This window comes from Streptomyces sp. YIM 130001 (assembly GCF_003574445.1).
GTDB lineage: Bacteria > Actinomycetota > Actinomycetes > Streptomycetales > Streptomycetaceae > Streptomyces.
Genome location: NZ_KZ984550.1, coordinates 287,850 through 306,586, shown reverse-complemented (window position 1 = coordinate 306,586; position 18,737 = coordinate 287,850). Strand labels below are relative to the sequence as shown.

Below are 18,737 nucleotides of genomic sequence, written 5' to 3'. Positions count from 1 at the left end.
CATGATGCTTTCATTCGAACCCCCGCCGCGTGCGGAGGAGATCAGCCGGACGGTCAAGAAGAAGCTCGCCGAGGCCAAGGAGTCCGGCGGCACCCGGGAGACGGTCACCGTTGACTGGAACGATAGGACCCTCCACGTCGAGGTGATTGACGTGCCGCTCACTGATCTCTACTACAACCCTGGGACGCATCGCATCCGAGCCCAGCGCAGCCACGACGCCGGCAAGGATGCGGCGTTGGACGAAGCTCCTTGGAGCACGGACAGCCAGAGGTACCTGGAGCAGCTGCTGATGGCTTCGCCGTCGAACCCGGCGGAGCGCGATAGCAGGTTCGACGCTCTCAAGGTCAGCCTCTCGGAGTTCGGGCAGAGCGACCCCGGACTCGTCACGCACCATGGCGTGCTGGTAAACGGCAACACGCGGGCAGCCGGACTGCGCGATCTCGGTCGGACGTCCATGCGTGTGGGAGTTCTCCCAGCATCGTTTAGCTGGGCTGACATCAACGCGGTGGAGCTTTCGCTTCAGCTGCGGAACGATCACCGGCGGGACTACTCGTACATCAACCGGTTGCTGGCGATGGAAGAGCAGGCGTCGGTGGGGCGGATTCCTGGCGACATCGCCCGTGACTTCCGTATCCGTGAGGCCACGTACCACCAGGAACGGTGGATCCTCGGCGTAGTTCGCGAGTTGATCAAACGTAGTTCGAGCCGCGGGGGAGTGGCGGCTCTTCGGCTGGTGGATTTCGAGGATGATCAAGAGAAGCTCAAGGAGCTGCACCGTCGCTACGAGAAGTTGAAGAGCGTAGACCCGGACCAGGCGGAAGCGCTCAAGGAGGCGAGGCTTGCCGCTATCCTCCTCGGCTTCTCGAAGACCGATGTCCGGCACATCGATGAGACGTTCCTGCACAGCGGTTACCTCGACCGGAATCTTCCGCCGAACCTGACGCAGGCGGGGACCGAGCCTGAGCCGCAACCCGCCGAGACGATCGCTGGGCTGGACATGCCGGTGCCGGAAACTGCGGCCGCGGTCGCCGCGGCGCGCTCGCTCACTGACCGGATCGTGCGGGCCAAAGCCGCAGCAAGGGGCGGTAAGCCGGGGCTGGGCGACGCTGAGATGAGCAGCGCCCAAGAGGTCGTCGAGGAGGCGAAGGAGGCTTTTGACCGGGCTATCGACGCGGCGGGGAGGGATGCGCGCGTGCGTAAGCGCAAGCAGCTGGCGCCGGCGCGCCTCGCAGACGCCTGTGTGGATATCGATCAGTGCGTCGCGGATTTCGTCCAGGCCCGGGCATCGCAGTCCTTGGATGAGGAGGCTTTCGACGAGGCACTTCTTAAACTTCGGTCCAGTATCAGCAAGTTGGCACAGCAGGCTGGGCGTGGAGCTAGTCATCCTGGTGACGGCTTGGCATGGCTTCTGGGTGCTGCCAAGCTGGAGCTCCACCGGTGACGGCATCGGCGGTGGAAGCTTCCCTGCGCCTTGCGCTTGATTCCTCTCGCACCAAGGTCGTACTCCGGACAACCGAGAAGTACAGACAAGACTTGGTGCGCTTGACTGCTCGCTTCCCAAGTGGAGGACAGTTAGGGCTACTTGAAGCCCAGCTAGATCTTGATGACCTGCTTGGCGACGTTGCGTCAGTCAACAGCTGGCCGGACCGCGCAGGAGTTGTCTGGGATCAGGAGCTGCGGGAACTGGTCGTTGGCGTTCTCCAGGACGCGAAAGCTGTCGAGTCGCGCCTGGCAAACGGTACTGACGCGACTGCTGCGGTAGCGGATCACGACGTCGAAGCCCTGCTAGGTGACAACTGGGTGGGGGCACTCAGTGAGTTCCAGCGCCGCGACATCGCCAAGCTGTTGTCCCTTCAGCACGGTGCGAACTTCAGCGTGCCCGGCGCGGGAAAGACTCGCGTGGCGCTAGCTGTCTACGCCGCCCAGAAAGAACAGGAGAAGGTCAGCCGCGTCCTGGTCGTGTGTCCCAAGTCAGCCTATGAGGCTTGGGAGTCCGAAGCTGCGCTGTCGTTCCAGGATCCGCTGCGAACGCAGATCATGGAGCGTTCGCGCAATGGATGGACCGAGATGCTGATCGTGAACTACGAGCGTCTCGACAGAGCGCTGCCCAGTCTGGCCAGCTGGCTCAAGGCCGCTCCCTCAATGATCATCCTGGATGAAGCGCACCGAATGAAACTTGGGGTGCGGGGGACGTACGGGGCTGCTTGCATGGCGCTCGGGCCTCTGGCGCGGAGGCGGCTGATCCTCACCGGTACACCGGCGCCCAACGGATCACGCGACCTGGAGAGTCTCCTTGGGTTTGTCTGGCCAGGGCACGGCCAGCGATCCGTCACTCGCGCCGTGGCTGGCGGGGACCTTGCCCATGCCAGTAGCGTGCTGCGTCCGCTGTTCACGCGGACAACCAAGAATGAGTTGGGGCTGCCGCCCATGGATCTGTCCATGAGGTATGTGGACCTGCCGGACCTTCATCGCGATATCTACAACTCCATGGTCAACGGGAGTTCCGGTACGGAACGCGATGACCTGAGTTCGCTCGGGAAGACGGCGCTGCGTCTGCTCATGGCGGCGACGAGCCCGGCTCTTGTGCTGGCCGGTGCCAGCCGTCACGAGCCGCTCGCCTATCAGCTTCCGCCTCTGCAGATCCCTGCAGGCAGTTCGCTCTATTCGCTCCTGCAGAGCTTGCCCGACTACGAAATGTCGCCCAAATACAAGGAGGCTGCGGCGATCGTCGCAGAGAACGCCAGGCGGGGACGGAAGACCCTCATCTGGACAACTTTCGTACGCAGTCTGACGACGCTGGCTAAGTTGCTCAGTGAATATGAACCTGCCGTAGTTCACGGAGGGACACCGGACCGCGAGGAGGAGTTGCGGCGGTTTCGCGCGGACAAGGACTGCATGGTGCTGATCTCCAACCCGGCCACGCTGGGGGAAGGGATCAGCCTTCATCGCACGTGCCACGATGCCGTGTACGTCGAAAGGGACTTCGTCGCAGGACGGTTCCTGCAGAGCCTGGACCGGATCCACCGGCTGGGACTGGCCTCGGATATGGAGACCCGTGTGACGGTCTTGGCCGCTTCGGGAACTGTCGACGAAGTGGTGGCGGCACGGCTCCAGTTGAAGCTGGACTTCATGGGCAGGATTCTCGACGACCCGACCGTGCAGCAGCTGGCCTACCTGGAGGAAGAGCCCTCGGTTGCCGCCGGACTGGCCCCTAGTGACGTTCAGGCCCTGCTCCAGCATGTGAACAGGGAGGACCTCCAGGGCGCTGTGTGACCCCCGACTGTGTGGTGGGGCGAAGCGGCTGTGAGACTGCTGCCCGGAGATGGGCAGCAGTCTCACAGCCGCTCTGCGACACTGGGGGTCGGTTTTGCGTCACATCAGGAGGAGCGAGTCCATGAGCGCCAGCGGCCGCGAGGTTCCGCAGACAACCCCGCCGTTGACCTCGATCGAGATCTGCGCGGGTGCGGGAGGCCAGGCCGTTGGTCTGCACAACGCAGGCTTCAAGCACCTCGCGCTGGTCGAATATGACACACACGCTGTAAGTACGCTACGGGCGAATGTCGGCACCTGGCCGGGATGGGGGAAGAAGCGGGCTGCAGCGCTCGAGCCGCTGGATGTGAAGGATTTCCTCGATTCGAAAATTCGGCGTGGCTTGGGAGTCGGTAAGGGCGAGCTGGATTTGTTTGCCGGCGGCGTTCCCTGCCCGCCCTTCTCATTGGCAGGAAAGCAGCTAGGCCCGGACGACGAACGCGACTTGTTCCCAGAAGCCCTCAAGATTATCGAGGCCCTGCTGCCGAAAGCGGTAATGATCGAAAATGTGCGCGGCATTCTGGAGCCGCCACACGTCTTCATTGAGTATCGTAGATCAGTGGTCAGTGAGCTCCGCCGCTTGGGGTATGTGGTCCCAAAAGTCGATAAAACATGGCCAATTGAGGTCCAGGACCAGGTTATGAGGAGCGTCTGGCGCCGTCTCGATGCCAGCAATTTCGCCGTCCCGCAGTTGCGGCCGAGAGCGATTCTGGTGGCGATTCATCGGGACGCTTTGAAGGGTCAGGAGTTCGTCTGGCCCAAGGGCGTGGCAGGCGGCCCGGTTTCTGTTGCCGCCACCCTGGAAGAGACGATGCGGGAGCGGTGCCACCAATTCTGGGACCGGAATGAGGATGGCCGCGACGCAAGGCCCGGTGATCGTACGGGCAATGATGTCTTTCGCGACTGGCATCGCCAGGCAACTGAAGCGGAGCAGAACGCTACGGGCGGAGTGGGGCCCACCTTGGTCGGAGGGTCCCGGAAGCACGGTGGTGCTGACCTGGGTCCTACCAGGGCAAAGCGCGCATGGGAGGCTATGGGAGTCGACGCGACGGGTGTGGCCAACGACTCTGGTCCCGGCACGGTTCCTGACCGGGATCTGTTCCGCAAGGCGGGCCCCATGCTGACGGTTGAACAAGCGGCCCTCATCCAGGGATTTCCGCGGGGATGGGAATTTCAGGGCAAGAAGACTGCCCGGTACCGGCAGGTGGGAAATGCCTTCCCCCCGCCGGTCGCCGAGGCCGTAGGAAGAGCTATCGCCGCGGTCCTGCGCCCGGAATTGCGGGACGCGCTGCTGGCGGGTTACGTCATGGACGGCGGGGAGCCTGAAGGCGAGTCCGGGCAGCTGTCGATCGGCGGCTCAGCGCTTTCCGGTCTCCCGACGTCGAGCGACGACAACAGCAGCGATCTTGTCGGCGCACAGTGAAGCCTCTTCGTGTTCCCAGAACCGTAGTACCAGCCAACCAGCCTTACTGAGCTGTGTGTTGGTGTCGGTGTCGCGTGTCATGTTGCGAAGTACCTTGTCGGACCAGTAGCCAGGGTTGGTTTTTGGTGGAACGTAATGGTCCGGACACCCGTGCCAGTAGCAGCCATCGATGAAGACGGCGACCTTTGCCGGACGAAATACGAGATCGGCCGTTCGGCGCAGGCTGGGAAGTGGTCTCGCGCTGACGCGATAGCGGAAACCCTGCGCATGCACGAGCTGCCGGATCATCTGCTCGGGCTTAGTATCGCGGCTCCGGATCGCTTGCATGTTCCGGCGACGTGCAGCCGACGATGCCCAGGATCCTTCCGGGACCGTCGGCTCGAGTTCATCAGGCACGGATCACAGGCTATCCGTGGTGACGATTGGTGCGTCAAGGCGGGCGGAGTCCTTGGTGCGGAAGCGCACGAGCTGGCGGGATGAGCCGGTGGCGGCGGCCGGCGGGAGCAGGGTGAACGCCATGATGACTCGCGATGGATCGGCCACGCCATTGCTGACTGCAGCGCGGACGGCCGCAGTGTCGCCCGCCTCCACCACCGGGTAGAAGAGCGCGATGCCACGCCGAGGTGAACCGAGCCTCGATGCAGCCGACGCGCTGCCAGAGACCAGCAGCTCAGCAGTGTTCCGGTGCTCCATACCCGCGATGCGGCCGAAGGAGACCTTGCCAGGCTGGCGGGCACGTCGGACCAGAGAGAGCGGGGCTGAGCCAAGCACCGTAGCCGTGACTGGCTGGCCGGAGGTCAACTGTGGCGCGACGAACAGCCAGTCGTCGACCTTGGCAAGCGTGCCGTCCAATTGCGACAGATACGTGAGGTGGGGCGCGAAGTGGCCCGGGCGCTCCCACTCGAGCTGCGAAAGGACGCGGACCAGGTCGCTGTGGCTCACCAGGCCGGTCAACGCCTCGATCCTCGAACTATCGGCTTCCGGCGCTTCGCTGGCGAAAATCCGCGGTTCGGGCGAGAGGGAGTCCAGGAGAGGCCGCCACCGCTCAGTGTTGCGTTTAATGGCGGCCGGATTGACCGGGTAGGCCGCAGGCTCGATCGGCTTGCCCGGTGAACGGATCTCAATCAGCTCGGAGTTGAACATCTTGTTCGCGCTCGTAGGCCTGAGCCACGACAGGTGCTGTGATACCAGCGGCGGGACCTGGGCCGGGGTCACCTGGGGATGGCCGTCGACGGGTTCGGAGTACTGGCGGAGCTGCTCGCGGAAGGTCTCCTCGTCGCGGCAGATCGCCTCGAAGGCCTCGTAGAGGTCGATCTCCTTGGCGCCCATCGTCTCCTCGCGGCCGAGGTAGAGGCGCACCAGGTCGCGGTAGCCGTTGCGGAAGCCGAACCATCGGCCCATCTGCATCAGAGTCGACGCGTTGTTGGTGCGGCGACGGTAATAGGTGACAGTGAGACCCTCGATCGTGAAGCCGCGCGCCAGCTTCTGGCCGCCGATGAGGATCTTCCAGATGGAACGCTTGTCGAAGTCGGCCTCGCCGGTCTCGATGTCCTTGTCGCCGTTGACGACGATGATCGGCTGATCGTCGCCGCCGATCCGAATGGCCGCTGCGCCGATGTAGGGCGCCAGTTCGTCGTACGACGCCGGCATCGCGTGTCCGTCCGCACGTACCCGGGATACCGGGGCAACGTCGGTTTCGAAGAGGCTACGCAGCCGGGCGTGGCCCGAGGCGCCGGTATAGCCGGAGTTCCACCACAACCGCGTTACACGGCCCAGCAGTTCGCGGTGCTCTGCCGTGCGCACCGACTCATGGATCAGCATGGTGTGGTGCTGGAAGTGGCGGTCGCCCAGCCCGTTTGACTCCCGGTACAGCTTCATCGCGGCAGTGAGAACGAACATGTCCATGGCCTGCTGCAGACAGCTGTCGTCCACGGGGTCGGACAGCAGGATGTTGCGGACGTGTGCCTTCTCGTTGGAGTTGGCGACAGTTCGTTCCGCCGGCTCGACCGTGGTGTCGAGATCGTGGAAGTCCTGGACGCCCATGTATCCGGACGGGCGGGGGAGCGAGACGATGAAGTCCTTCGGGAAGATGTCCTCGGAGTCGCTCGGGTCGACGAAGACGTTCGCGAACGGCGTCGCCGTGTAGCCGACATACTGGGCTCGCGGCAGCATCTGCAGCAGCTCCGAGATCTTGTCGTTGATCGCGGTGCGCTCTACGTCCGGCTTGTTCGGGTTGGCGGTGTTGACCGAGGCCTCGTCGGACTCGTCGTCGATGATCAAGACAGGGATCTCGCCGAGGGCCGTCTTGATCTTGTTGAGGTCCTTGACCAGTTTCGCAAGGACGCTCTTGTTCTTCTTCACGACCATCAGGCGGGCCGCCGAGCGGTGGAGGTTGCGTGCGTCGTGCAGCGGGAGGGCGGGCTCCTGCTTCTCGAACTCGAGGGCGACGATGCCCTGCAGCAGGCTCTTGTAGTCGTCGTCCCGGGTGGTCATGCGGTGGATGTCGAAGCCGCCGAGCGCGGAGGGCTGGCCGCCGTGGGACAGGAACTTGCCGCGGGACCACGCAGGGTCGTCGGCGTAGTCGGACTCGTACTCGGCGGCGCCGCGCAGGATGTTCTCGCGGCCGACCAGCTCCATGTCGAGTCGGCGCTGCGTCTGTGCGCGCAGCAGATTGAGAGTGCCGCCGAGGACGATGACAAGGCGATAGCCGGCGTCCACGGCCTTGGCGATCACGCCGGTGAAATTGGCGGTCTTGCCGGACTGCACATAGCCAACGACGAGGCCCTTCGACTGGTACGCGGACGCGGAGGTCGGGTCCGCTAGGCGTTCGACGACCCGGTCGGAAGCCGTGTCCAGACCGGCGACAGCGGTCTCGGACCATCCCTTTTCGGACAGCAGACGTCGGTAGGCGGGCCAGTACCAGCTGCGTCCCCGAAGGGACTGGGGCGTGTACCAGTCCGGGTTCGGGTGCCGCGCGCTGATCACGACGGGCTCGGAAGCCTTCGCCACCGGGATCAGAGTGTTGAGGAGCTTGCGAGTCTCGTCGGGCAGGCCGAGCAGGTCGAGTACGTCTGCCCGACGGTCAGCGGTGTGCGGCTCCGACGAGGACCAGGCAGGCCCTTCCGCGTAGTCCCACTGGGTCAGCTGCTTGCGCCACAGTTCAACCAGTTGGTCGGTGGAGTGGGAGAGATAGAGGGTGTCCTGGAAGTCAGCGCCGGTGGCACAGGCTTCGGCCGCCGCTCCCTCCCCCTCGGCGTGGAATGCGAGGGCGCGCAGCAGGTTCTTCGGACGGCTGGTCTGCATTCCGGCGAGGGCGGACTGGTGGAGCGTGAGACGGACGGTGGCCGCGTTCGTGGTCATCGATGGTTCTTCCTCGGGCTCATGGAATACGGAACTCGGCCGGTTCGGCCGGGGAGTCGGGGGACGGCTCGATGCCGGTGAGGTCCATGACGTACTGGACGGCAGAGATGCGCTCGTGTGCTTCACCGGACAGGGCCGAGAAGTTCAGGCGGGGTAGGGCGGAGGACGTGAGGAGCAGCGGCGCGGTGCGGAGTGTCCATCGCTCGTCGTCGGGCAGATCCTCGGACCAGCCGGCGGTGGCCAGTGTGTGGTCGAGGCGGTCGAGGGCGGCCGGGGCGTGCTCCCGTACCGCTGTCCGAACGGCCTGGGCGCTCTCGGCGAGTGTGCGTCCGCCGGTGCCCCCACGGGTTAGCTGCAAAGACGCCAGCCACAGGGGGCGTCCGGGAGTGGGATCCAGTTGGTGAAGGCCGTGGACGCTGTGCCGACGCCGCTCGGAGGCGGTGGTTTTCACCTCTAGGTCGAACCCGGGAAGGCCGAAGTCGTGCTCCTCGCCGGTCGGACCGGTCCATGAATCGACCGCTGCGTACCAACCGTCGTGGGCGGCGAGTGCGTTGAGCGCGGTGAGCTCGCCGAGCAGGCCGATACGTTTCTCCGCAGCAAGCGCACGCGGACGGTCAAGGAGCGCACTCCATGCCCGAACAGTCTCGGCGAAGGCGCGGTCGAGGGTGCGACCGTGTCCCACGATCCGGTCCGCGATCGCGGAGACGAAGTCGTGGAAGTCACGGAGCAATTCGGGCCGGGTGGTGCAGATTCTTGCCATCCTCCGCCTGCCGTCGGCGATCTGCTCGACGCGGACGGTGGACAACGGTGATTGCGGCAGCCGGTCCCGTGGCCCGAGGTCGACGTGCAGTGCGATGTCGCTGCCGCCGTGTCGCACAACGTAGGAGACCCGCGGCGAGGCGGAGGCGTCGGACAGCGGGAAGTCGGTTGCCTGGCCCTTGCTCAGATAGTGCTCGACGTCCGTCCAGGAGACGCCACGTCCTTCAGTCACCGTCCGCCACCCGGTCCAGTTCCGCGCGGGCCGCCGAGACCAGGATCGCCTGCCACAGCTGCAGATTGTCCTTCTCGCGGCTGCCGCTGTACTCCTTTTCGAACACTTGGTGCAGGAGGACGTACATCAGAGACTTGATCAGCGGTGCGTCGTTCAGGCCACCGCGCCGGCCGCCCAGGATGGCGGCCCGGTAGTGCTGATTGAGGACGATCGTGCGCTCTGTTCGGTCGATGTCGAAGAAGAGCTCGTTGTCGAGTTTCTGCCAGCGGACCGAGACGGCGTCTTCGTACGGGATCGCCGGCAGCTCGTCGAGGACGGTCTCGCGTACGGCGGGGTCGATGCCCTTACCTGGCGGGATCACCGGCTTGCGGGTCGTACCCGAACGTTTGCGCGCATCGCGGTACACGCCGTCGCTGTCCGTCAGGAAGTGCAGGAAGGAGCGGGACTCCGGGTCGATGGCCTTCTCCAGTGCGGCCGTGAACTCGGGAGACGCCTCGACGCCGGCCTTCTTCACCGTCAGCCGGAAGACATCGCCGAGGGCCGACGGTAGATCGACAGCCACGCGCGCCAGAGACAGATGCTGCTCAGGCTGGCGGAAGTTGTTCCAGCCGCCCGCCTGCACGAGGCGGTCGTGGCGGTAGAAGTAGAAGCCCTGGCGGTCGACGACCGAGCCGACGGCCTTGTACTCGTCGAGGTTGGACTTCGGCGTCCAGATGTGAGCGTGGAGTGCCACGTCACCGATGGACGGTACGGCGGCGGTGAACCGGCGGGGATAGTCCGGGTGCCCGCTCACGGGGTAGCCGAAGGGGTCGAGAGGCTGGACGCCGAAGTTCATGTACTCGGTGCCGGTACGGACGTCCTCCACGGCGATGGTGATGTTGAAGTCGTCCCGGGCGAGGAAACGGTGCAAGTAGAGGCCGAGGTGCAGGCCCAGCTTGTTGATCGTCCGATGCAGATACCGGTCCGTCTGGCCCCCTCCGCCGTGCTTGGGGAAGTCCTTCACGCCGTCCCAGCGCACGACCGTGCCCTGCCAGATGATCGGGCGCTGGGCGTAGCGGTCGATAAGTGCCTGGGCATAGGCGGGGTCAACGATGTCGCACTGGAAGCCAGCGACCGCACGTTCCATCAGCCAGCGTCGTCCTGCGGTGCGGGTTCGCTTGGTGGTGCTGATCACGGTGACGGCCGAGGCATGACTGAGGGACGCCGACTTCAGACCGGTGCCGAACATGCCGAGCGCGCCTGGGGCGTAGTCCCGCTTGCCGCCGACGGTCATGGCGACGTCGAGATCCTCGTCGCTCATTCCCTTGCCGTCATCGATCACCAGCAGGCTCACGAGCTGGTCGCCGTCGCGCAAGAAGTGGATGACCACGTCCTTCGCCCCGGCGTCGATGGAGTTGTCGACGAGATCGGCCATCGCCACCTCGAAGCCGTACCCCTGGCTGCTGAGCGCTTCCATGTACCGCGCGTCCGGTGGGAGGTGCCTGCTCCCTGCGGTGGGAACGTCGAAATGCCACTCGACAGTCATGCCCTGCCTCAGTGTCGAAATGTGTTGATGTGATTAATGGTGACAATAGCGTGAGGGGCAGACAACCGGACCAGAACGCGGACGCGGGCAGGGGGCTACGGCCGGCGGCGGCGCCGGATGTTCACTGCGCGGGCCTCGACGATGGCCGCCGCCACTTCGTCGGGGCTCTCGTGCTCCCAGAAGCGGAGCACGGTCCAGTCGGCCGCTTCGAGGTGCCGCGTGGTCTCGCGGTCGCGGGCCGTGTTCTGGTCGAGCTTGGTTCGCCACCACTCGGCGTTCGACTTCGGCCGGGTCGTGTGGTCAGGACAGCAGTGCCAGAAGCATCCGTCGAGGAAAACCGCGATGCGGGCGGGGCCGAGGACGATGTCGATCGTCCGGCGGGGCATGCCGGGTACCGGCACGTTGACGCGGTAGCGGAGGCCCGCCGCGTGAAGGAGGCGGCGGACGGCGATTTCCGGTGCGGTGTCGCGCGAGCTCTGTCCGCTCATGCGGGACGACGCGGCGGGTGAGCTCGGCACGAATTCGGACACAAGGGAATTGTGCCGGCGTGCGGGGGCGTGGTGGGCGCCCCCGCGTCCGGTCTCAGGCCTGGGGCTGGCCGTGGCACTCCCCATACCCGGCCCCCGACCCGCACCAGCACTCGTTCCGCGGGGGCCAGGGGTTGGCTCGGCCTCGGGAGGCGAGGGTGGTGGTGTATTGGGGGAGGAGGGAGGGGTCGGAGGGGGTGGTGGCCTCGGAGGCGGCGAAGGCCTCGTAGGAGGGGACCGTGGCGGTGACGATGCCGAGGTTCGGGGTGCCGGAGGCGGCGAGTTCGCGGAGGGCCGACTCTGTGGTCGCGAGGTGCTCCTCGTGGGAGGGGTACTCGGACTCGAGGTCGGGGTACGCCGCGAGGAGTTCGGCGAGTTCCGTGGCCGGCCAGTGCAGGACCGCGACCGGGAACGGGCGGGACAGGGCGGCGCGGTACGAGCCCAACTCGGCCTGCAGGCGGGCGATTTCGGCGCGGAGTTCGGCGGGGTTCTCGGAGCCGAGTGACCAGGTGCGGTTCGGGTCGTGGAGTTCGTCCAGGGTGACCGGGGAGGTGTGCAGGTCGTCCGCCAGCGTGTCCTGGTTGTCGTGGTCGAGGCCGAGCAGTCGGCGTACGCGGTGCCGGCCGACGAGCAGCGGGCGGGCGTCCTGCGGGACCGGGGCGCCCGGCGTGATCAGGCGGGTGGTGGCCTCGGTGAACGTCTCGTGGGCCGGTTCCAGCTCGTCGTGCGACTCCAGGGACTCGGCGATGATCACCCAGGGTGCGGGGTCGCGGGGTGTGCTGCCACGGACGCCGTCGATGATCGCGCGGGCCTCGGCCTCGTGTCCGTACTCCCAGAGGTTCGCGGCCTTCAGGGCGCGGATCAGGAGGGAGTTCGCCGGGGTCTGGCCGAGCAGGTTGTCGTAGAGGGTGGTGGCGCGTTCGCGCTCGCCGGCGAGTTCGAGGTGGGCGGCGGCGTGCAGGTGCAGCTGTTCCGCGTCCTGCGGGTACTGAGTGGCCGTACGCAGGAGGCGCTCGGCCTCCGCGATGTGCTCGGAGGTCTGCTCGGGGTCCGGTCCGGGGACCGACTCGGGGTCGGCAGCTGCGGGCTGTGCGGCGTTCGATCCGCGGTTCGCGGCCGAGCTGGTCGCGGCGGTGCGGTCGGAGGGCTGGTCGGCCGCGGGGTCCGTCCCGCCCGTGCGGTCGGCAGGCGTAGCAGGCGTGTCGGGGCGCATGGGGGACACGGTACTGCTCGGGGGTGGGCTGCGTGGAAGAGCGTCCGTCGGTGGACGTTCGGCGTCGGGGGTGGGGGCGGGACGGAGGCCGGATCCCTCTCGGTGGTTCCGGTGTCGGGCTCCTGCCGTTCGTCGCGGCTGGCGGCTGGCGGCTGGCGGCTGGCGGCTGGCGGCTGGTGGTGTTCGTGGGCGCGGGGGTGGGGGCGGTGGGTGCGTCGGTTGTTGGGTTCGGGGTGTGGGGCCGGCTCGCGCCGGTTGTCGTTTCGTCTGCCGGTCTGGTGAGTTCTGGGCGGTGCCCTTATCGTGCGGCCCTGCCCCGGGGAGTGCCCGGGGAGTGCCCGGGGCGTGCCCGGGGCGTGCCGGGGGAGCGCCGGGGAGGTGCCGAGGGGAAATCCGGTTGATCGGCCGGGCGGGGCCGCCGGCCATCCGCTCAGCGCTCCCGGTAAGCGCTCCCGGTCCTTGCCCCCGGCCCCGCCTCCGGCCGCCGCAACGAGGAGGTCCCGTGCCGGAACGTCCGCCGCAACGTGACTCGGTGCTGAAGCGTGGCGGTGAGCCGCACTCCGACTCGGTGCTGAAGGGTGGCGGTGAGCCGCACTCCGACTCGGTGCTGAAGGGTGGCGGTGAGCCGCACTCCGACTCGGTGCTGAAGGGGGGCGGGGATCCGCACTCCGACTCGGTGCCGAGGGGTGCCGGGGATCCGCACTCCGCCACGGTGCCGAAGGGTGCCGGGGATCCGCACTCCGCCACGGAGCCGAAGGGTGCCAGGGACCCGCACTCCGACACGGAGCCGAAGGGCCCCAGGGACCCGCACTCCGACACGGTGCCGAAGCCCGACTCGATGCCGAAGCCCGACACGGACCCGAACGGCGCCACCGGCCAACAGCCACCCCCACCCCCATCCCCACCCCCACCCCGAGTCTTCCCAGCCCTCCGAGTCCTCCGAGCCCCCCGCCCGCCCCGCAGGCAGAAGCCCGTACCCGTGGTCGTAGGACACCGCGTCCGATCCCGGCGCCGGACCACCGCGTACGCGGGACCGGGGAAGCGACGGGCCGGTCGGGGCGCGAGGACGGGAGCCCGCCCCCGGCCCGCTCGCCGTTCGCGTCCCGCGCAGGCCCTGTGGACGGGGGCGGAGCTGGCGGTGACGGGCGGGGTGGTGCTGTTGCTGCTCGTCGTGCACCAGTTGTGGTGGACGAACCGGGAGGCGCAGGCCGGCGCGGACGAACAGGTGCGCGCCCTGGAGTCGGAGTGGGGACGCGGCGACGACCGCGTCGTGGGGCCGCAGGATCCCGGCGGTACGAAGGACGCTCCGGAAGGCGGCGGCAGCAGTAACGAGAAGGCCGGCCGCGCGAAGGGCGGCGGCGAGCGTCCCGCGACCGCCGCCGAGCCGAAGCCCGCACCGCGCTGGGACCAGGCGTACGCGGTCCTGTCGATCCCGCGCCTCGGCGTCCGTATCCCCGTGGCCGAAGGCATCAGCAAGTCCGGCGTCCTCAACAAGGGCTACGCGGGCCACTATCCGGAGACCGCCCAGCCCGGACGCCCCGGCAACTTCGCGCTCGCCGGGCACCGCAACACCCACGGCGAACCGTTCCGCCACATCGACCGCCTCCGCCCCGGCGACCGCCTGACGGTGGAGACCGAGGGCGCCGAGTACGGCTACGTCGTCGACCGGACGCTGCCCGAGACCCTGCCCGGAGACGGCGGCGTCATCGCGAAGGTGCCGCGCAGCGCGGTGCGGCCGAGCGCCGGCTACGACGCGCCCGGGTACTTCATCACGCTGACCACCTGCACGCCCGAGTACACCTCCAAGTACCGCCTGGTGGTGTGGGGCAAGCTCAAGTCGGTCGAGCCCCGCTGACGTCAGCGAGTGACCCCGCCGGCGGAACCGGCCGACCTCCGAGCCCCGCCGGACCCCCAACCTCCACCCCACAACCGGAGGTCTACGCTCCGTCCGTGCTCTCTCGTCCTCATCTCCTCTGGCTCCTGGTGCCGTTCGTGCTCTACATCGGCGCGCTGCCGTTCGTGAACCGGGTGGAGCCCGTGATCGCCGGGCTGCCGTTCCTGTTCGTCTGGCTGCTCGGCGCCACCGTCCTCACCGTCGTCGCGGCCTGGCTGACCTGGCACGGCGACCGTCACCACCGGGCGGCCCTGGCCCAGCGCGCGCGGGACGCCGAGCCCGAGGAGGGCGGGCGATGAACGCCGTCGTCGCCACCTCCGTGTTCGCCGTCTTCATGGTGGCCACCGTGGCCCTCGGCCTGTACGCGGTGCGGGGCCGCGGCGGGCAGGGCGGGCTCACCGAGTGGTCGGTCGGGGGCCGCAGCCTGGGCGCGGTCTTCATCTGGGTCCTGATGGCAGGCGAGAGCTACACGAGTTTCAGCTATCTGGGCGCCGCGGGCTGGGGCTACAACTACGGCGCGCCGGTCCTCTACGTGGTCGCGTACATGTCCTGCGGCTACGCCGTCGGCTACGTCGTCGGGCCGATGCTCTGGGCGTACGCGCGCAAGCACGACCTCGTCGGGATCACCGACATGGTCGCCCACCGCTACGACCGCCGCTGGCTCGGCGCCGCCGTCGCGATCCTGGCCACCGTCTTCCTGCTGCCGTACATCCAGCTGCAGATCACCGGCATGGGCGTGGTCGTGTCGACGATCTCGTATGGCGCGATCAGCCTCAACTGGGGCTATTTCATCGCCTTCGCGGTCACCACAGGCTTCGTCGTGGTGAGCGGTCTGCGCGGCAGCGCCTGGGTCTCGGTGCTCAAGGACGTATTGGTCATCGCCACGCTCGCCTTCCTCGCCGTGTACGTACCACTGCACTACTTCGACGGTTACGGGCCCTTCCTCGACCGGCTCACCGCCGAGAAGAGCGACTGGCTGACGCTGCCCGGGAACGGCGGGGACGGCGAAGGAGGCAGCGGACTCGGCACCGCGTGGTTCGCCACCACCTCGGTGCTCAACGCGCTCACCGTGGTCATCTTCCCGACCACCGTGGCCGGTTACCTCGGTGCGAAGAACGCCGATGCGCTGCGCCGCAACGCGATCTGGCTGCCCGCGTACAACATCCTGCTCTTCGTGCCGATGCTGCTCGGCATGGCCGCGCTGTTCGTCGTGCCGGGTCTGGTGGGGGCGGACTCGAACCTGGCGCTGTTCCGCCTGGTCGTCGATTCGCTGCCGGCCTGGGCGGTGGGTGTGATCGGGGTGGCGGCGGCGCTGTCGTCGATCGTGCCGATGGCCGTGTTCATGCTGGTGATCGGGACGATGTGGGGGCGCAGTGTGCTCTCGCTCGTGCCGTCGCTGAGCTCCGGCCGCAGGCAGAAGGCGGGTTCGCAGCTGGTGGTCGTGGTGGCCGGCACGCTGGCCCTGATCATGACCTACGCCGTCCCCAACACCCTGGTGCGTCTCTCCCTCATCTCGTACGAGGGGATGGCGCAGCTGCTTCCGATGGTGCTGCTCGGACTGCTGTGGCGGCGGCTGTCGTTGACGGCCGCGCTGAGCGGTCTGGTGGTCGGTGTGGCACTGGTCTGCGCCCTCGTCTTCACGGAGAACGACCCGGTGTACGGGATCAACGCCGGACTTCTCGCCCTCGTCGTCAACCTCGCGGTGACCCTGGTGATGGCGTACGTCCGGCCTGCTCCGGCGGCGGGGGAGAAGGCCGGCGACGCGCGGCCCGACGCGGAGGTACTCGCGAGCACGGCGGTGTGACGCCGACGGTGGGGGCGGAGGGGCGACGCTGCCGGTGTGATGAATTCACCTCGGGGTACGGGAACTTCTGCGGGTCCTGTGACGTCACCCCAGGTGGAAGCTCAAGAGCAGGAACCGGGGCCGGCGCTACAGGAACCGGGACCGGCGCTACTCGAACGCGCGACAGGCAACAGGACGGGAGGGGACGGATGATCGGCCGGATCGGCACACTGCGTACCTCCGCCTTCGCGTTCCTCCTGCTCGCGCAGGTGCTGCTGCTCGACTCCGGGGCGCTCTCCGCCGTCGTGGCCCTCGCCGCCACCGCCGCCGCGACCACCGCATCGGCCGGTGCCGCACTCGTCGTCTGCGCGGTCTTCGCCGCGCGCCGGATGCCTGCCGCCCGGCCTGCCCGGGTGCGTACGGCCATACGTGACAGGGAGCGGCGGACCGCCTTCCTGCCCCAGCGTGACCCCGACGCCCGCGGACGCAGACGTCCACGCGCACCGGGCCGTCCCGTCCCGACGGCCGCGTAGCGGGAGGGGCACCGACCCCTTCCGTATCCACCGCTCACCCGTACCAGCTGCCACTCCTTCTGGAGTCCGGCGGGCGATCGCCCCAGCCGGCGTCCGGACACGCGGAGTTCGCGCGGCGCGGTGCGAGGTCGTTCGTGCGGTGCCTCTCCTGCACGCAGGCCGTCCTGCCGAAGCGCACACCGATGCGCACTTCCGGTACGACGAGACGACCCCTCGGAGGGGCATCCATGCCTGCTGCCATCACGGCCCACGTTTCCGCCACATCCGCCACCACCACGCTCGCCTCGCCCGTCGCGGACTTCTTCGGCGGCTTCGCCGATCTGGTCGCGCGCCTGGCGGACGGACTCGAGCCCGTATTCCACGGTTCGGCCACCGCCGCCGCGATCGTGCTGTTCACCATGGCGGTGCGGTTGGCCGTACACCCGCTGTCGCGGGCCGCGGCCCGCGGCCAGAAGGAGCGCGCCAGGCTCGGCCCGCAACTGGCCGAACTGCGCAAGAAGCACGCGAAGAACCCGGAGCGTCTGCAGAAGGCGGTCCTCGAGCTGCACACCAAGGAGAAGGTGTCGCCGCTCTCCGGCTGCCTGCCTAGCTTGTTCCAATTGCCCGCGTTCTTCCTGATGTACCACGTCTTCTCCAGCTCCGAACTGGGCGGAGGATCCAACGCCCTGCTCGACCACACCCTCGTCGCGGCACCGCTCGGCGGGCGCTGGCACGACGCCCTCGCGGACGGGGGAGTGTTCGGCGGTGCGGGGCTCGTCTACCTGGCGCTCTTCGCGCTCGTCGCCGTCGTGGCGACCGTCAACTACCGGCGGGCCAAGCGTCAGACGGCCGGTCTCGAGACCGGTGCATCCGAGATGCCGGGCATGGGGGCGATGGCCAAGGTGCTGCCGCTGTTCTCGTTCATGACCCTGGTGTCGGTGGCGGTCGTGCCGCTCGCCGCCGCGCTCTACATCGTCACCAGCACGGTGTGGAGTTCGGTCGAGCGGGCGCTTCTGTACCGGGACATGCCGGCGGCGGCGGTCACCGCGGCCGCTGCCTGAGCCGGACGGTGTGCGGTCCGTCATGTGAACGGGGTCTTGCGGACTGGATGACGACCTTGGAGGATCGGCCAATCCTCCGATGGCCGTCACCCATCGGCCCGTTCAGTGGTTGACCTGGGGAGATGACTGATGAAGCTGTTGCGAGTCGGAACCGCGGGGGCCGAGCGCCCGGCGCTGCTCGATGCCGAGGGAACCCTCCGTGACCTGTCGGAACTCGTCTCCGACATCGACGGATCCCTGCTTGCCGACCCTGCCGCACTCGACCGGATCCGGGAGGCGGCGGCCGCCGGCACCCTTCCGGAGATCGACGCCGACGGTCTGCGCACGGGCCCGCCGCTCGGCCGGATCGGCAAGGTGGTGTGCATCGGTCTGAACTATCACGACCACGCGCGCGAGACCGGAGCCGAGATCCCGGCCGAGCCGATCGTCTTCTTCAAGGCGTCGGACACGGTGGTCGGCCCCGACGACACGGTGCTCGTGCCGCGCAAGTCGCAGAAGACGGACTGGGAGGTGGAGCTGGCCGTCGTCATCGGACGTACGGCCCGCTACCTCGACTCGGCCGAGGAGGCACTCGGCCACGTCGCCGGATACGCGGTCGCCAACGACGTGTCGGAGCGCGAGTTCCAGATAGAGCGCGGCGGGACCTGGGACAAGGGCAAGAACTGCGAGACGTTCAACCCGCTCGGACCCTGGCTGGTCACCGCCGACGAGGCCGGCGACCCGCAGAACCTGGCCCTGAAGCTCTGGGTCAACGGCGAGCTCAAGCAGGACGGCAGCACCGCCGACCAGATCTTCCCGGTGGGCGAAGTGGTGCGCTACGTCAGCCAGTTCATGACGCTGTACCCGGGTGACGTGATCAACACGGGCACTCCTGCCGGTGTCGCGATGGGGCACGCGGAGCCCAAGCCGTATCTGCGCTCCGGCGATGTGGTCGAGCTGGAGATCGAGGGACTCGGGCGGCAGCGGCAGGAGCTGAAGGACGCATAGGACTGTGACCGGGCGCGCAGCGCGTCCGGTGTGTGGACGGAAACCGTCGAGGGCCGGGTCGCGTGGAGCGGCCCGGCCCTCGATGTGTGGGCCTGTGAAGGTTGGGTGCGCGGCGGTACGGGCAGGGCTAAGTTAGGTTAGCCTTACCTTGC

The 18,737-nt window shown here is 67.7% G+C and carries 15 protein-coding genes; 9 read left to right on the top strand and 6 right to left on the bottom strand.

The genetic code is table 11. The annotated features are described in order from the left end of the window. Position 1 precedes the first annotated feature (1 nt). From DSC45_RS06925 to DSC45_RS06915, 3 genes are all read left to right on the top strand, one after another. A complete protein-coding gene (locus DSC45_RS06925) occupies positions 2 to 1,441 on the top strand; it encodes a ParB N-terminal domain-containing protein (protein WP_119288119.1) in 1,440 nt (479 codons plus the stop codon). Beyond that, positions 1,438 to 3,273 (top strand): DEAD/DEAH box helicase, encoded by a 1,836-nt coding sequence (locus DSC45_RS06920; protein ID WP_240434501.1) that lies wholly within the window; start codon positions 1,438 to 1,440, stop codon positions 3,271 to 3,273. The genes DSC45_RS06925 and DSC45_RS06920 overlap by 4 nt, the downstream gene beginning before the upstream one ends. Positions 3,274 to 3,394: 121 nt before the next feature. Next, the gene (locus tag DSC45_RS06915) at positions 3,395 to 4,732 is read left to right on the top strand and encodes a DNA cytosine methyltransferase (RefSeq protein ID WP_119288116.1); all 1,338 of its coding nucleotides are present in this window, start codon (positions 3,395 to 3,397) and stop codon (positions 4,730 to 4,732) included. Here DSC45_RS06915 and DSC45_RS06910 read toward each other — a convergent pair. The 6 genes from DSC45_RS06910 to DSC45_RS06885 form a co-directional block, all read right to left on the bottom strand. Beyond that, a complete protein-coding gene (locus DSC45_RS06910; protein ID WP_119288114.1) occupies positions 4,667 to 5,128 on the bottom strand; it encodes a very short patch repair endonuclease in 462 nt (153 codons plus the stop codon). The genes DSC45_RS06915 and DSC45_RS06910 overlap by 66 nt on opposite strands. Before the next feature lie 3 nt (positions 5,129 to 5,131). Next, a complete protein-coding gene (locus DSC45_RS06905; RefSeq protein WP_205571263.1) occupies positions 5,132 to 8,092 on the bottom strand; it encodes a Z1 domain-containing protein in 2,961 nt (986 codons plus the stop codon). A 19-nt stretch (positions 8,093 to 8,111) separates the two neighbouring features. Then, positions 8,112 to 9,083, bottom strand: a complete 972-nt coding sequence (locus tag DSC45_RS06900) for a PD-(D/E)XK motif protein (RefSeq protein ID WP_240434500.1) — start codon at positions 9,081 to 9,083, stop codon at positions 8,112 to 8,114. Next, positions 9,076 to 10,608, bottom strand: a complete 1,533-nt coding sequence (locus DSC45_RS06895) for an ATP-binding protein (protein ID WP_119288112.1) — start codon at positions 10,606 to 10,608, stop codon at positions 9,076 to 9,078. Before DSC45_RS06895 ends, DSC45_RS06900 begins: the two co-directional genes overlap by 8 nt. Positions 10,609 to 10,703: 95 nt before the next feature. Continuing rightward, positions 10,704 to 11,096, bottom strand: coding sequence for a very short patch repair endonuclease (locus tag DSC45_RS06890; RefSeq protein ID WP_119288110.1), 393 nt, complete (start codon positions 11,094 to 11,096; stop codon positions 10,704 to 10,706). A gap of 94 nt (positions 11,097 to 11,190) precedes the next feature. Then, complete coding sequence (locus DSC45_RS06885) at positions 11,191 to 12,348, bottom strand: SEC-C metal-binding domain-containing protein (protein WP_240434499.1); 1,158 nt, start codon at positions 12,346 to 12,348, stop codon at positions 11,191 to 11,193. 1,114 nt (positions 12,349 to 13,462) lie between these two features. Between DSC45_RS06885 and DSC45_RS06880 the strand changes: the two genes are divergently transcribed. The 6 genes from DSC45_RS06880 to DSC45_RS06855 all read left to right on the top strand — a co-directional run bounded on the left by DSC45_RS06880 (position 13,463) and on the right by DSC45_RS06855 (position 18,585). Continuing rightward, positions 13,463 to 14,203, top strand: coding sequence for a class E sortase (locus tag DSC45_RS06880; protein ID WP_240434524.1), 741 nt, complete (start codon positions 13,463 to 13,465; stop codon positions 14,201 to 14,203). A 95-nt stretch (positions 14,204 to 14,298) separates the two neighbouring features. Then, positions 14,299 to 14,541, top strand: coding sequence for a DUF3311 domain-containing protein (locus DSC45_RS06875; RefSeq protein WP_119288108.1), 243 nt, complete (start codon positions 14,299 to 14,301; stop codon positions 14,539 to 14,541). Beyond that, entirely contained in the window at positions 14,538 to 16,046 is a 1,509-nt protein-coding gene (locus tag DSC45_RS06870) for a sodium:solute symporter family protein (protein WP_119288107.1), read from the top strand. Before DSC45_RS06875 ends, DSC45_RS06870 begins: the two co-directional genes overlap by 4 nt. Before the next feature lie 188 nt (positions 16,047 to 16,234). Then, entirely contained in the window at positions 16,235 to 16,558 is a 324-nt protein-coding gene (locus tag DSC45_RS06865) for a DUF6412 domain-containing protein (RefSeq protein ID WP_119288105.1), read from the top strand. Positions 16,559 to 16,785: 227 nt separating this feature from the next. Continuing rightward, a complete protein-coding gene (locus DSC45_RS06860) occupies positions 16,786 to 17,598 on the top strand; it encodes a YidC/Oxa1 family membrane protein insertase (protein WP_119288103.1) in 813 nt (270 codons plus the stop codon). Between the two features lie 129 nt (positions 17,599 to 17,727). Continuing rightward, positions 17,728 to 18,585, top strand: coding sequence for a fumarylacetoacetate hydrolase family protein (locus DSC45_RS06855; RefSeq protein ID WP_119288101.1), 858 nt, complete (start codon positions 17,728 to 17,730; stop codon positions 18,583 to 18,585). Positions 18,586 to 18,737: the final 152 nt, after the last annotated feature.